Raw genomic sequence first — 13,806 nt, 5'->3', positions numbered from 1 at the left:
GCTTACACGTGGATCAAGCCGGTTGTGACGGCATGCACAGCTGCCGCGGTTCGACTGTTGATGCCTAAAATCTTCATCGCTTCGGCGATGTGGTAGTCAACGGTATGGGGCGATATGCCGACAATGGAGGCGATCGCCCATGACGATTTACCCCGGGCAACCCACGCAAGGCACTCTTGTTGGCGCGGGGAGAGTTCAAGCGCTGGCTCAGGCCGATGGGGCTTCATCAATCGATGGAGCTCTTGATGAAAGAGCGCGCCAATTGAGCTCGCGAGGCGCATGTGGACTTCTGTCTTGATCTCCGGCGACGGACTGGCGAGATTCACCAGCAGGATGTCGCCGTTGGTCTCGCGAAGCGGGATACTCACGCCACTGGTTAATCCCGCGTCGCGTGCCTCACCGAGCACGCGTTGCTCGATGCGATTCAAGCCTCTGATGTCGGCCCATCGATAGGGGGTGGCACGGGCAAACGCCATCCGATGGACCGGATCGACCGGACCGTAGTCTCGTTGCGCGTAATGGGCGACCCAATGATCCGGATAGCGTGCGCAAAGCGTCTCGACTGCCATCGCGCGGCCGTTTCCCGTGTGTCTTCGAGAGACTCGGCTGATGGCAAAGCGTGGGAAGCCCAACGAAGCGGACACGTCACCGAACAACTTCAGCAAAGACGACAGGTCCACGGTATTGAGAAAGGCGGTGGCCAGCGGTACCCATCGGCCGGCCAGGCCTGATGTTAAAGGCTGCGGTACGGTGGGCGTGTCACCCGCGCCGCGTTGACAGACTCGATCCACTGGAGGCCCTCGGAGGAACTTCGCGCACTGGTGCGCGGCGCGGTGGCCGGACGTGCGTCGTTTGGGATTGAAGCAGCACAATGCGTGGCGATTGCAGGTGGCGCATGTTCTGCTATTGACCAATTGATCGCCATGCAAAAAGCAAGTGTAGTCGCTTGCAGCCGTATCACAGCCATAAAAATGTAATGTTTTGATACATCGACCCGCGCACTCACGTATATCACGTCGATCCGCGGCTGCATGGCATGAGGCCATGGGCTTCCACGGGCGACCGGGTGTGGAGTGTGCGCATCTAATGAATCAGCAATGCGGCAGCTGAAAATCCCCCTACGCCCTGCGCATAGAGCACCAAGGGGGCGCCTTGCGCGATTGGGCCGCAGTCAGCCAGGTTGATAAACGGGTCGCTTACGGTAACGTGTGCGATACGGGAAAAATTGTGCGCGAAAAGGCGCTCGGGTGGCAGACCCATCGATTGGACGAGACGCCGCCACGCAGGCTGATCCAGATGAGGTGGCAAGATGCGATCGAGCTCGGCGAGCGCAATGTGTGCATCTTGGGCGACTTGCGCGATGAGTTTTCGCGCGACGAGCTGGTACTGCGCAAGGAAACTCGCTTCGACCTGCCCGAGCATTCCGCGCCAGCCGCGACCGCTCGCATGCGTGGTCAGTGCGACGAGGCGATTGGTGCGCGCATGGCGCTCGACCAACGCGGCGAACGCGCCGTCACCCAGCAGCCCTGACGCACCCATCGCGCGTTCGGTCTCCATAGGCATCACGTCCGCCCCGACGAGCAGTATGCGATGGAGGGCGGGATGTGCGATGAACATTGCACGAATGATGCGCAACGCACCGAGCGAGGACGCGCAGTGTTGCTGGGCAAACGAGAACGACGGGACACATACAAGGCGAAAATGCTCGCATAGCTGCCGCGGCAAAGATACCGGCGGCGGCGTGATGCTGCCCTGCAGCGTGTGAGTGTAGACCAGGCAGTCGATTGACTCGCGGGTGACTGGTGTATTGCGCAGCAGCGAGTCGACCGCTTGAATCGCGAGGCTGAAGGCACTTTGCCCGCGTGCCACGTGAAAATTGCGTACGCCGGCCTGCTCGAGCTTTGCCACCACAGCAGCGGATTGGCCGGTGCGACGTGCCCAGTGGCGAACGCAGTCGACATGTTCCGGAAGGTGGTAGGCGACACACGGGATGCCGATTGAGGTGTCTACCATGAGGAGTTCGCGCCAAGGGAGCGCGCGAGCAAAGGCGCACTATGTGCGTCGAGTAGCGCGCAGCCTACGTAGCCGCATGATGCGATATTCCATAGCAAGACGGTGTGCTGTGATGGGAAGGTATGCGTCTGGGCCATGCTCGTCAATTGTTCGATCGAATCCGCTGCACCGAGATTCGCATCGTGCGTGTGCACGCCTGCAAGCGAGGCGATGCCGAGTTCCTGCTGCAGTGCAGCTGCAAGCGCGTGCATGTGGCGTTGTCCGACGGCGGTGACGTTGCACGGGGCAATCGCGTGTTTTGCGAGCAGCGCGGCGATCAATTGCAGCATCGTTTGAAGGTGAGATGAGTCAGGATGCGCGTGGCGATGCGGCGAGTCGTCGCTTGGTGCCGGACAAGGATGGGTTTGAGCGTCGATGAGGCGCAAGCCGCGCGTGCTCGTACCAAAGCGTTCCAGAAGGAGGGCGGCTGCTGCGTCCCCTTGCAGTGGGCCCGTTCCAGTGTGGCGAGAAAACGGTGCCACCCACTTCTCTGCGGCGACAATTAGGATCGTATGTAGGTCGCGTTCGGCGACGAACAAGTCCTGCGCCAGTCGTAAGGCCGTGAATGGGGCAGTGCTGCCCTGCTGCGAAATCGAGAACGAAAAACACGGGCTGCGCGGGGCGCCTACGACGCTTGCCAGACGCCCTGCGGTTGTTGTCGAGATATGTTCGTCAACACTGCTGTGGCAAAAAATGACGATGTCAACCCGCGCGGCAGCGCGAGGCCGAGCAGCACAGATCGCCCGCGTGACGTATGCCGCAAGCCCAGACAGATCGGTGGTGTGGGCGACCGGCGCACGCGGAGGCCCATCCCCCGGACCGATACGAGGCATTGCTGTCGGCCCGAGCGGTGTGCATTCGGTGCGCCACAAGGCCATCCATGCATCCCAGCCGGTAAGCGGCCTCGTCGCGGTGGGCTCAATGGCCGATACCTGTTCGTCGAGCTTCATGATGGGCGGCACGTAGGAGCACAGTGCGGTGACGACCGGGGGCATCATATTGGCGTCGGCAAGCTTAGGTCCTGCGGGAGCAGGTCGTAGAGCAGACGCCCCATGCGCTGGCCGTCGATGACATGGCAATCGCGTTGCAAGCCGATGAGGCGAAACCCCAAACGTGCGAGCAGTCGCCGTGATCGAATATTGCGTTGCGCCGCCCACGCGCCAATGCAATGCAGTTGATCACACTCGAAACCTTCTCGAAGCACCTGTCTCGAAGCTGCGAGCGTCATGTTCGCGCATGCGGCGCGCGTGGAGTCGCGCAGCACCCAGAAGGAGCCGAGACCAAACCGGTGAGTAACATCGCTGATCGCGACCAGTCCGCTTGGGTGGTCCGTGCCGCGTACGCCAAATACGCGTAGCCGATGTCGATCACTTTGCGCCATCGCCTGGACCGCCAGTAAGGAAAGCGATTGTCGACCGAGCCCGAAGTCAAACCACTGCGCAATGGCCGGACGCGCAAGCCAATCGGCGATATCGCGAATGTCGTCGCGATTTGCTTCGCGCAGCCAGCACTCATGTGGCGACGTCGCGGATCTGCCCGAATGGCGTTCGCACAAGTGGTGATCGTGGGAGTATTGGTGCGCATTCATGCCGATGCGCCAGTGGTTGAGTCGAACGTATGTCGAGCCGTGAGCTGAGCGAGCGCCGTATCGACACGCATGAGCAACATCGCGAACCAGTGACATGTCGTCAGGCGCGCAGCGGGCGGCAACCCTGAGACATAGCCATGTGCGCCGCAAAATTGAACAAGCTCATGAGTGAGCTCCACGGATTCGGCTGCAATGTGACGGACCAGCTGGCGGACGTGCGCGATTGATATGCTCGGCTCGGCAAGCGTGAGCGCACGCAAGAAGAGATGCGTGCCTTGCGTTGCAATGAGCATGTCGGCCAGCCGGGTGGCCACGCGCTGATGCAGCATGATCGGCTTGCGAAATGCGCGTCGCTCGGCTCCGTAGCGCAGTGCAAATGCAACGTCGTGCTGCATGGCACCGCTGAGCAAGGCCGACACGTACAGGGCGATGTTGGTGAGCCATGTCTGCGAGGGAGAGTCATTTTGCGCGTCACACTGATCGATCGAGGCGAGTGGGGCGGCGCACAGTGTGCCGTTGCAGCGCCATTGCTCGAGAGAAAGAGCGCCAAGCACAACGAGGCAGCGGCGGCATGCGTGAGCGTCCCCATGGGCCGAGTCGATGAGGGCGAGACCGCGGGCGTGCGGTGTGAGCATCAGTGGTGCAACGGGCGCGCAATCTTGATCGTGCAGATGCCAGAGCGTGGCGGCGTGAAAATCCGGCACCGTAAGCGCGATCGCGCACGTGCCGTTAAAGTAGTCACCGATGGGATGAGGCGCGAGCGCGTCGAGCATGTCGTATGCGCGCAGCGTCATGAGCGCCGGAATGCTCTGAGTGAGTTGTACTGTGCGTTCAATCGGACCACAGGACAACGTGCTTACAATACCGCACAGATCGTGCTGGCCGATGGCCATACCACCGAGGGACGTCGGCAAAATCATGGTTCCCAGATCCAGCGAGCTTGCATGCGTGACGATATCGCGCCAGCCCGCTTGCGACGGCGGAGCAGCGAGCAAAGGCTCGAGCTGGTCTCGAGCGAAGCGTTGGCAGGCGGTGACGAGTGCGCGCTGATCGTCAGATATGGCCCATGTCGGCGGCACCAGATCGGACGATGACGGTATAGGGTTGCGCATCATGGCTCTCTCCGTATTGGGTGTGAGTCATCGGTGTCAGACGAGCATCTCGATTGCTTCGGGATGGCTGAGGAAATCCCTGGGACTTGCCGAGCGCGCGTAGGCACCCGATTGCAGAACGACAACGAAGTCACCAATCTGAGCTTTGGGGAGCAACACGTCGTCGACGATGCGATCAAGCGGAGTGCACGAGCAGCCGACGATGTGACATCGCTCAGTTGGTGTATCGCCGAGCCGATTGCCGAGTACCACGGGGAAATTGCGGCGCAGTATCTGCCCGAAGTTGCCCGAGGCCGCGAGGTGGTGGTGCAGGCCGCCGTCGGTGACAAGGAAGGTGGTGCCGCGTGAAACTTTTCGATCGATGACGCGGCATACATAGGCACCGGCCTCGCCGACCAGGTAGCGCCCGAATTCGAGCACGGGGCGCACACCGGGCAAAGCGCGTTGCATGCGCGAGAGCCAGGTGTGCATTGGCTGGGCGACGGCATCGAGATCGAGCGGCACTTCGCCTTCGAAATAGGGAATGCCAAAACCGCCGCCCAGATTCACGTACCGGGGCGGCAGTGGCAAATCGGATGCGAGCTTCATGACGAGCTCGGCACTGCGCCGCTGTGCTTCGACGATGGTAGCCGGGTGCAGGCACTGCGAACCCCAGAAGACGTGAAAGCCCGCCAGTGTCAGGTCACATGTGCCCAGTTCTTGCAGTAGCGCCGGGACCTGTTCGGTGTCGATGCCGAATTGAGTTGCTCCCCCACCCATGCGCATGCCGGCATGCGTTATCTGAAAATCCGGGTTCACGCGAATTGTCACGTTCGGGCGCAGGCCCAGCTCCCAGCCAAGGGCTGCCACCAGATGCAGTTGGGTGAGCGATTCGATGTGCACGTTCACGCCGCTGGCCACTGCACACCGTAGCTCCTCACGTGTTTTGCCCGGACCTGCAAAGCCGATCTGATCAGGCGGCATGCCTGCGTTGAGTGCCAATGCCAACTCGGCGCCGGAGGCCACGTCAAAGCCGTCGATTCGCGTGGTCAGATGGTGTACGACAGCAGGCATTGGGTTGGCTTTGATCGAGTAATGCAACTGTATCGACGCTGGCAGTTTTGCACGCAACTGGCACACGCGGGCATCGATTGCGGCGCGCGCATAGACGAAAAAAGGTGTGGAACCTGCACGATTGGCAAGCCGTGTGACATCGATACTGTCGGCGAACAGGACGTCATGGCGGCGGGTCAATGATCGATTCATATTGGCCTCGCTTGGTTGTTCGGCGCGCTCACGAGTGCGTCTCGCAAGGCTACGCGATCGAATTTGCCGTTGGCATTGCGCGGGATGTCCGTCTGAACGATGATGCGATGCGGCACCATGTAGCTGGGCAGGCGTTGCTTGCACCACGACAGCAGCGTTCGGGCGAGAAACGGCGTGACTGCCGGCACGACGACCAGCGTGATCGTCTCGCCGAGCGCATCATCGGGTACACCCACGGCGGCGACTTCGGAAACAAGACCACTTTCGTGGATGATTTCCTCGACTTCTTCCGGGCTAATCCGGTAGCCGGAACTCTTGATTTGCGCGTCGTTGCGCGCAATGAAATACAGAAAGCCGTGCGCATCGCGTCGCACAAGGTCTCCAGACCAGACCGCAGTGTCCGGTGCAGCCCCGCCAGGCTTTTGCTCGGGAGAGGGACGATAGCGCTCGGAGGTTCGTGCTGCATCACCCCAGTAGCCCATCGTGACGCACGCGCCGACGTGTACAAGTTCGCCGGGTTCGTCAGGCGCACACGGCGAACCATCGGGGCGCACGACCAAGATGCGTGCATTGGGCACGGCCTTGCCGATCGAGTCAGGGCGGTGATCGACTTCGGCGGGGTCGAGGTAGGTCGAGCGGAACGCCTCGGTTAGACCATACATGAGGTAGGGTTTGGCATGTGGAAACAGCGCACGCAGGCCTTGCAGTACTGCCCTGGGCATGCGGCCACCGGTATTGGCAAAGTAGCGCAGCGTGGCGCACGCTGCATCGGGCCAGCGAGCATGGGCCAGTTGCATCCACAACGGAGGCACGCCTGTGATTGCGGTGATACGCTCGCGCGCGCAGGCCTCTATCACGTCCTGTGGGCCGAGATAATTGACAAGGACAGCGGTGGCGCCGCTTGCCCAGGCCGACGTAAGTTGGCTCAGGCCTGCATCGAAGCTAAGCGGAAGGACGGCCAGGATTCGATCGGCGCACGTATGGTTCAGATAATGAGCGACGCTCCACGCACCTTCGAGCAGGTTGCGGTGGCTGAGCATGACGCCCTTGGGTCGCCCCGTCGAGCCGGATGTATAGAGAATGGCCGCGAGGTCCGTGTCAATGCCCGATGTCGGGACATCGGATGCTTTTCGTTGCGTGTCGATAGCCGCCCGAGCGAAGCACTCGCTCCAACGATGGACCCGTGCAGTCCCGTCGTATGTAGGTGCCATTTCATCGGGAGCATCTGTGAGGATCGTATAGGTGAGGGCGGGCGGCCCGTTCTCGGCTAGCAAGCGTGCACGCGTTGCGCTGGTAATCAGGCAGATCGCGCCGCAGTCGTGCAGGATATGTGCGACCTGTTGCGGTTTGAGCAGCGGATTGATCGGCACAAAAACGCAGCCTGCGGCGGCAATACCCAGCAGCGACACGACGGTTTCGATGCGCTTTTCCAGAAAGATGCCGATACGTGCGCCAGGCGCGATGCCGAGCGAGGCGATCGCGTCGCCAAGTGCACATGCGCGCTCGGCAAGTTCCTGGTAGCTCAGGTGGATATCGCCGAATACGATCGCGTGCGAATCGGGTGCCTGATATGCGGCTGCCTGCACGAGGTCGAGTATGTTTCGCATGGTATGGAATGGCGTCGTCGGGTTGAGGAAGATGCTCGGTGTTCGTCAATGACGAATCACCAGGGCGCCGAAGCAGCCGGCCATACCACTAGAAAAAAGCAACGACCATTCACCGGCCTGCTGGTTGCGACAGGTCTCGAAATTGATGAACGGATCCGCGCCGAATGCGTGGCCGACCGTGCCGAAATTCGCGATGAATAGCCGCGCCTCGGGAATGGTGAGCATTCCCATCAACCGTGCCCAGCCGGGGAGATTGACGTGGTGAGGCAATACGTACGCGATGTCATCCGGTGCGATGTTTGCCTGGCGAATAGCTGCGCGCATGGTGGTAAAGGCCGACCAGTAGTACCGATCGTCTGGAATCGGCTGCAAAGTGTCGTCCGTCCCGCGAAAGAAGCGCGCATCGGTATATAGATGCAAGCTGGCGATGACGTTGTGTCCGGCCCCTCGTTCAAGTAGCAACGCGCATGCGCCGTCGCTATGCAGCGCAAGGTCCCCAATCGCACGAAGTCGATCGCAGCCCGAACCAATGACGTCCGCACACACGATGATGGCGCGCTCGATAGTGGGGTATCGCGCCGCAAGCGCAAGCAGTATCCGGATGGCTGCCATCGGAGACACGCACTGCTGCTGCGTGACGGAGAACGTCAATGCCCGGTTCAGTCCGCAATGGCGTTGAATGTAATGGGCTGTACTGGCAGGTGGCGCGAGCGCGCTCGTCTGTATCGTATGCGTGTGAATGAGGGCATCGACTGTTGAGCGCGGTGTGACGGTTTCGCGCAAAAGTGTCGTGATAGCACGTACGGCCAGATTTGCTGGGGACCCACCCTCGGCGTCGTGGAACTGCCCCACACCGTGATCGCGTAGCGCACGAGCGCTCGCGTCAGACAGGCCGCAACGTTCGACCCACTGATTTACGTGTATGGTTTGAGCCGGCAGACAGTGGGCGACCGCGGAAAGTGAGAAGGAACTCGTTCTCATAATGGTGCTTCGCAGAATTGAAGAATCGCACAGGCGACTTGGCCGTGAAATCCCGTAGACCATACAAGCAGATGTTGGCCATCGCGCGGAGAAACAGCCCGCGTGAGGCTATCAAGACGCGCAGGTGTGTGTGCTGCGCAAAGGTGGCCGGGCGTGTCATCTGCGAGCCAGATGCGCTCAAGCGGCAAGTCACCGTGCGCACGGATACTGCGCAATAGTCGGTTATCCGTCTTCGCTGGGACAATCCAGTCCATTTGTGTGGCCTGACAGGCAGCTCGTGCCAGCGCCTTGTTGATGGCGCTCATAAGCGTGGCGGAATCGACAGGCGTTGCGATGACGCTGGAGCTGCTGGGCGTGGCCGGCGTACAGATGGTCAGGCCGCGCACGCGCCAGCCAGGTGTCGGATGGCGTGTGAGGAGAGCGGCAGCGGCTCCATCGGCGAGGCGCGTGTGTAAGTCAACGTACCGAGAAAAGGGCGGAAGCCAGCGCTCGGCCGCGACAATCAGGACGGTATTGAGCTCGGTGTCCGCATCCATCATGGCTAGCGTCAGATCGAGCGCCGTTGCAAACGAGACGTCCTGAAGCTGCCCGATCGCGAATGGCGGGCGACGCGATGCGAGCTCGTGATGCAAACGTCCCGCACAGGACAATGCCAGATCGTGTTCGAAGCTGGTCGAGCAAACGATGATTTGGTCTGGCCGGGGAAGTTGTGAGGCACCGTCATACAACAGGCGTGCCGCGCGTAGTGCCATGTCGGACAGTGAAAGATTCGACTCGGCTACGACGAGCTCGTCTGAAGGCGTAGGCGGCGAAGGCGCCTTTGGAGCGCGTTGTGGATCACATTCGTTACGCCAGCGCAGTGTGTCGCTATAGACCGCTTGCATCACGGAATCAAGCGGGCATTGCCACAGTGGCGAGCTCACGTCGGTGCGTGTAGGGTGCGCGCTGCGTGCGAATGGAATGTACTGAGCGGTCGCGACGATCCTGGGCGCCGGAACCCAGGACTCAGTTCGAGGGAACATGGGAGGCGACGAATGTAACCAGGTTGTCGAATCGCAGAAAGAGGTCGCTGCTCAGGTCTTCAGGGTCAAGCACAAACTTGAAGCGCTGCTCCACTTGCAGCAGGAGCTCGGTCATGTTCATCGAATCGACACCAAGGTCGAAGAGGTTTGTGTCGTCCTCGATGAGCTCGGTGCTCAGATGCGTGCCGAGCGTTGACAGCAGACAGGATTTGAGCGCGGTAGCAATATCGTCAGGGCGATTTGATACGGAATTGGATGTCATGAACGTCTCCGGTATGAAGGGCAAGTGAGGTCATGCACGCGGCAACGCGGCTGAATGCGCAAGCGCGTCTGAAGTGGATTCCCACGGCAATTGCGGCGCGCGTAGGGCAGCGCGGGCGATCATCAGCCGCTGCATGTCGCCGGTACCTTCCATGATGTCGAACGCCTTGGCGTCTCGGCAGCATTGTTCGAGCGATGGACAATGCGCGATACCGCCGAGTCCAACGAGTGCGAGTGCGGTTCGAGTGACATGGGCTGTCACGCGTGCGGCGTATGCCTTGGCCATCGAGGCATGCATGGCGCTCGGATGGCCCTGATCTGCGAGCCATGCTGCGTGATGACAGAGCAGGCGCGCGGTCGTGATATGCCGGTCGAGATCCAAAAGATGCACGTCGACGTCGCCGGGAGTGCATCGCGGGTCGGCCGGATGTGAGCCTGATTCGAAATTGGCTGTGAGTTCGTCACGTACCCGCCGACACGTGCCGACCATCACTGCGGAGAGCAGCGGCCGAAAATAGTCCCATGACCGTTGCGCGCCGGAAAACGCATCGCTCAATGGCGCTTGGTCGTCGCGCGTGAGGCAAGCATCGTCAGGCACTTCGCAATCGCTGTACGACAGCACGGCCAGTTGGCTGGCCCGCAGCCCGGCCATATGTTCGACACGCATGACCGAGAACCCCGGCGTGTCGTGCTCGACGCGAAATGCCCGGATGCCGAAGCGGCCCGCGTTGCGGTTGATCGTTGCGAACGTGATGATCGTGTTCGCGCGCGCGCCGTTCGTGATGAAACATTTGGTGCCATTAAGCACCCAGCCGTGCGCGGTTTTTCGGGCCGACGTCCGCATGGCTGTTGCGTCGGACCCGCAATCGGGCTCCGTAATCGCAAACGCACCCCAGCGTGGCGCGTCTCTGTGAAAGCCTGCGAAGAATGCTGCCTGCTGCTGTTCGTTGGCGAGCGCGAGAACCGGAGGCATGGCAAGCCCTGGGCCGGGCAGGGCCAGCGCGAGCGCGGCGTCCGCGTAGCCCAGATATTCCATCAACATCACGCGTGAGACGAGCGATTGCACCCCGGGACATCCCCCGAATTGGCTCGGCACGAGATTCAGATTCAAAGCGCGGACCGTATCGCCTTGCCAGAACGTTGCAGGAATTTGTCCGGTACGATCCGCTTCGTCGCGATGTGCGCGTATTTGCGCGCACAGTCGATCGAGATCCAGCCCGGAGGCTGCCAAGGCCTCCTTAAGCGTTGCGACCTCATGGCGCGGTTGTGATGTTTGCAGAGCGTCTGGCATGTCCGATCGTTCCGAATGGCGCACGCGCGCCGGCCGATGGCGTGGCATGGACGACATGCTTGCGCGGCGTCCATGCCGTGTGACATGCAGCGTAGGCATCTGAGGGAGGGTTGGCTACCTCCCAACCTAGGGAGGGTGGCGTTGGGTGAGGCCGGCCACGGATTTTCGCCAGCGGCGACAGGGATGCCCGATAATGGCGCCGATATTGGATGACGCTGGCCAACCACGGACGTAGCTAACATGGCAGGACGACAACGGGCGACGCGTAAAACGCAATCTATGCCGCCGGACAAACGCGGCCCACGTACGACCAAGCGAGGCGATCAGGTGGCCGAGCTGATCAAGGGCTGGATTAACGACGGGCGGGTGCGTCCGGGCAAGCGCTTGAACAAGGAAGCTGAGCTACAGCAGATGTTCAACGTGAGCCGGGGCTCGATGCGCGATGCGCTCAAGGCACTGGAAGTGCAGGGACTCGTGAGCCTCAGTACAGGCCCCGAGGGAGGCGCCACAATTACGCGTGTGCCGCTGGCGCGAGCGTTCCAAGCACTGCAGAACTATTTGTTTTTCGAGAACGTCACGCTAGAGGAGCTTTATGCGGTGCGACGCACGCTCGAGCCGATTGTCGCTGCTGGCGCAGTAGCGCACTTGACAGACGCAGATTTCGAAGCACTCGAGCGCAGCATTTCAGTGTGCGAGCCGTTTGTGGCCGGCCACGAGCAGGCGCTCGATCAGCGCTGCGAGGATATTCATTTTCACGACGTGCTGGCCGCGGCTCATCCGAACGCGTTTTTGCGGTGCCTTTGCCGGATCATCAATCAGATGCTGCACTCGCTGGTGATTGTGGCGGGCAACGTCACGCAGCGTGACTATCAGGCGTTCGGCCGTACGACGCTCGCTGCGCACCGTGCAATTCTCGAGGCTGCACGGCGGCGCGATGCTCAGGCAGTGGAGCGCCTGATGGCCGCGCATATGGACGAGGCCGAGGCACAACTGCGGAAAGTACATGCCGCGTTGAGGCAAAAGCTTGTGCTCGACTCCGAACTCGATACGCAGATGAGCCGCGACGCGTCCTGAGACGGCATCCACCGACAGCACGGTTCCGCCATCGCATGGTCTGCGGATGCTCGCCGGGATTCACGGCATATCAGTCACAATGGGCTAATTAATTGCAATAAATAAAATGAATGAGAATGGGTATGCGCTTCGTGAGGGTAGTAGGCGAGGAGCCTGGAGGGAATTACCCGGGTAAACGCTGACATTTTGTTGCTTGACCGTGTGAGATATTCGATCGTAAATTTATGATAATAAATAGATGTCAGGACCGAAGCTGCGCACGTGCTGGTCCGAGCGATCTCCGAGGCGGTTCATCGCGTCAGGTCGAGGCCGGCGAGGTTTATTCCAAAGCGGCGGCGATCGTTGGTGAACGGCTTGTAAGTAACGAGTCGTTGATCGCCGCCGGCGAGAGGCTCATGGTTGTTGTTTGTGTGAGGCCGACGGGGTCTGGCGAAGGTCTGTCCGAGTCTCTGCTGCTTTAACCAATTGCGAGAGAGAGGTATCGAGGGCTGCAGCAAGCGCAAGCAGAGCGTCGATCTTGGGGACTATTTGGGCACGCTCAACCAAAGAGATCGTGTTCGGATGGACGTTGGCCCGCGTCGCGAGGCCTACTTGGGTAAGCTTCTTTGTTTGGCGACGTGTGCGAACTTCGTCTCCAAGGGCCCTGATAAAGTGCGCAGTGGTTGGGCTATTCACCGACGGGAGTGACGGACTATTCTTGCGCGAGCGATTCTGCCGCGGCGACTAGGGCCCGCTTCTTTTCTTTGCTCAGTCGCCCAGCAATTAGGAGAAGGTTGGCCAGCAAGTCGTCCTCCTCGTACAGGAAGCTTGTCGGAATGAGAAGCGCTCGGGCGAGCCGCTGGCTGGTCTGTACGGTTGGAGCATGCTTGCCCTTCTCGTACTGGTTGACGCGAGCGCTGGCGGAAAATTCGTCGATTCCAGCCAGAATGCCAAGCTGTTCCTGGGTGAGGTCGGTACGCAACCGCGCCTGCTTCAGGCGTTTTGAAAACACAGAGGTGACGGTCGAGTCGCTGGACATGCATCAAGTGTCCAGGAATCGATTGCCCGGTTTGCTAAGTAACTCTTAGTTCGGGCGTTGTCGGGAATCAGGAGGCGGCGGTTCGTGACAGTCGCTCAGCGTATTCGAGAAGTGCTTCTAGGCTGTCCTGCGGTAGTGGTGCAGCCGCGACGAGAAGCCGCGCAAGGAGGTCATTGCCTTCGTATAGGAAGCTGGTTGGGACGTGGAGTACTCGGGCGAGACGGTGGGCCGTCTGAAGCTTGGGCGCGTGTTTGCCGGTCTCGTACTGATTCACGCGTGCGCTTGCCGAGAATTCATCAATTCCGGCTTCGATGCCGAGCTGTTCCTGGCTCAGGCCCGAGCGTAGACGTGCCTCTCTGAGACGCTTGGGAAAGATCGAGGATGTCGATAAGGTCCGACGCATCCTAAGAGTTTCTTAATTTTTAATGGACTTTTTGCTAAGTATTTCTTAGTCTGCAGGCTAAATATTACTTAGTTTAGGTGGCGGCATGCATCATCTCTGTGTCGTCTTGGTGGGCTTCGCTGTCACACGCCTGGCGAGGGCTGGGTGGGTTG

Annotated in this window: 15 protein-coding genes; 1 reads left to right on the top strand and 14 read right to left on the bottom strand. The window is 60.6% G+C overall.

Translation table 11 applies throughout. The annotated features are described in order from the left end of the window. Positions 1-2: 2 nt before the first annotated feature. The 11 genes from H0X91_RS29760 to H0X91_RS29710 all read right to left on the bottom strand — a co-directional run bounded on the left by H0X91_RS29760 (position 3) and on the right by H0X91_RS29710 (position 11,159). Complete coding sequence (locus H0X91_RS29760; protein WP_230878050.1) at positions 3-1,046, bottom strand: helix-turn-helix transcriptional regulator; 1,044 nt, start codon at positions 1,044-1,046, stop codon at positions 3-5. A gap of 37 nt (positions 1,047-1,083) precedes the next feature. Continuing rightward, positions 1,084-2,013, bottom strand: a complete 930-nt coding sequence (locus H0X91_RS29755) for a 3-oxoacyl-ACP synthase (protein ID WP_196433587.1) — start codon at positions 2,011-2,013, stop codon at positions 1,084-1,086. After that, entirely contained in the window at positions 2,007-3,002 is a 996-nt protein-coding gene (locus H0X91_RS35080) for a 3-oxoacyl-ACP synthase (protein ID WP_230878049.1), read from the bottom strand. Before H0X91_RS35080 ends, H0X91_RS29755 begins: the two co-directional genes overlap by 7 nt. A gap of 44 nt (positions 3,003-3,046) precedes the next feature. Continuing rightward, a complete protein-coding gene (locus H0X91_RS29745) occupies positions 3,047-3,640 on the bottom strand; it encodes a GNAT family N-acetyltransferase (protein ID WP_062910130.1) in 594 nt (197 codons plus the stop codon). Beyond that, the gene (locus H0X91_RS29740; protein ID WP_196433586.1) at positions 3,637-4,755 is read right to left on the bottom strand and encodes an acyl-CoA dehydrogenase family protein; all 1,119 of its coding nucleotides are present in this window, start codon (positions 4,753-4,755) and stop codon (positions 3,637-3,639) included. The genes H0X91_RS29745 and H0X91_RS29740 overlap by 4 nt, the downstream gene beginning before the upstream one ends. A gap of 33 nt (positions 4,756-4,788) precedes the next feature. Next, positions 4,789-5,997 carry a pyridoxal-dependent decarboxylase, exosortase A system-associated gene (locus H0X91_RS29735; RefSeq protein WP_058902598.1) on the bottom strand — a complete coding sequence of 403 codons (1,209 nt, stop codon included), beginning with the start codon at positions 5,995-5,997 and terminating at the stop codon, positions 4,789-4,791. Continuing rightward, positions 5,994-7,604, bottom strand: a complete 1,611-nt coding sequence (locus H0X91_RS29730; RefSeq protein ID WP_196433585.1) for an acyl-CoA ligase (AMP-forming), exosortase A system-associated — start codon at positions 7,602-7,604, stop codon at positions 5,994-5,996. The genes H0X91_RS29735 and H0X91_RS29730 overlap by 4 nt, the downstream gene beginning before the upstream one ends. 45 nt (positions 7,605-7,649) lie before the next feature. Next, positions 7,650-8,585, bottom strand: a complete 936-nt coding sequence (locus tag H0X91_RS29725; protein WP_196433584.1) for a 3-oxoacyl-[acyl-carrier-protein] synthase III C-terminal domain-containing protein — start codon at positions 8,583-8,585, stop codon at positions 7,650-7,652. Next, a complete protein-coding gene (locus H0X91_RS29720) occupies positions 8,582-9,469 on the bottom strand; it encodes a 3-oxoacyl-[acyl-carrier-protein] synthase III C-terminal domain-containing protein (RefSeq protein WP_230878048.1) in 888 nt (295 codons plus the stop codon). Before H0X91_RS29720 ends, H0X91_RS29725 begins: the two co-directional genes overlap by 4 nt. Positions 9,470-9,590: 121 nt before the next feature. Beyond that, positions 9,591-9,869 (bottom strand): acyl carrier protein, encoded by a 279-nt coding sequence (locus H0X91_RS29715; RefSeq protein WP_027811693.1) that lies wholly within the window; start codon positions 9,867-9,869, stop codon positions 9,591-9,593. Between the two features lie 30 nt (positions 9,870-9,899). Continuing rightward, complete coding sequence (locus H0X91_RS29710) at positions 9,900-11,159, bottom strand: acyl-CoA dehydrogenase family protein (protein ID WP_196433582.1); 1,260 nt, start codon at positions 11,157-11,159, stop codon at positions 9,900-9,902. Between the two features lie 240 nt (positions 11,160-11,399). Between H0X91_RS29710 and H0X91_RS29705 the strand changes: the two genes are divergently transcribed. Then, on the top strand, positions 11,400-12,233 hold the full coding sequence (locus H0X91_RS29705; RefSeq protein WP_006491538.1) for a FadR/GntR family transcriptional regulator: 834 nt from the start codon (positions 11,400-11,402) through the stop codon (positions 12,231-12,233). A gap of 393 nt (positions 12,234-12,626) precedes the next feature. Here H0X91_RS29705 and H0X91_RS29700 read toward each other — a convergent pair whose 3' ends face one another. The 3 genes from H0X91_RS29700 to H0X91_RS29690 all read right to left on the bottom strand — a co-directional run bounded on the left by H0X91_RS29700 (position 12,627) and on the right by H0X91_RS29690 (position 13,654). After that, the gene (locus H0X91_RS29700; RefSeq protein WP_012493048.1) at positions 12,627-12,908 is read right to left on the bottom strand and encodes a helix-turn-helix domain-containing protein; all 282 of its coding nucleotides are present in this window, start codon (positions 12,906-12,908) and stop codon (positions 12,627-12,629) included. 16 nt (positions 12,909-12,924) lie between these two features. Further along, positions 12,925-13,251, bottom strand: coding sequence for a helix-turn-helix transcriptional regulator (locus tag H0X91_RS29695; protein WP_012338904.1), 327 nt, complete (start codon positions 13,249-13,251; stop codon positions 12,925-12,927). A 67-nt stretch (positions 13,252-13,318) separates the two neighbouring features. Beyond that, complete coding sequence (locus H0X91_RS29690) at positions 13,319-13,654, bottom strand: helix-turn-helix transcriptional regulator (RefSeq protein WP_012493049.1); 336 nt, start codon at positions 13,652-13,654, stop codon at positions 13,319-13,321. Positions 13,655-13,806 lie beyond the last annotated feature (152 nt).

Source organism: Burkholderia sp. 9777_1386 (assembly GCF_015712265.1).
Classification (GTDB): Bacteria; Pseudomonadota; Gammaproteobacteria; order Burkholderiales; family Burkholderiaceae; genus Burkholderia; species Burkholderia cenocepacia.
This window is presented reverse-complemented; position numbering and strand designations above follow the sequence as displayed.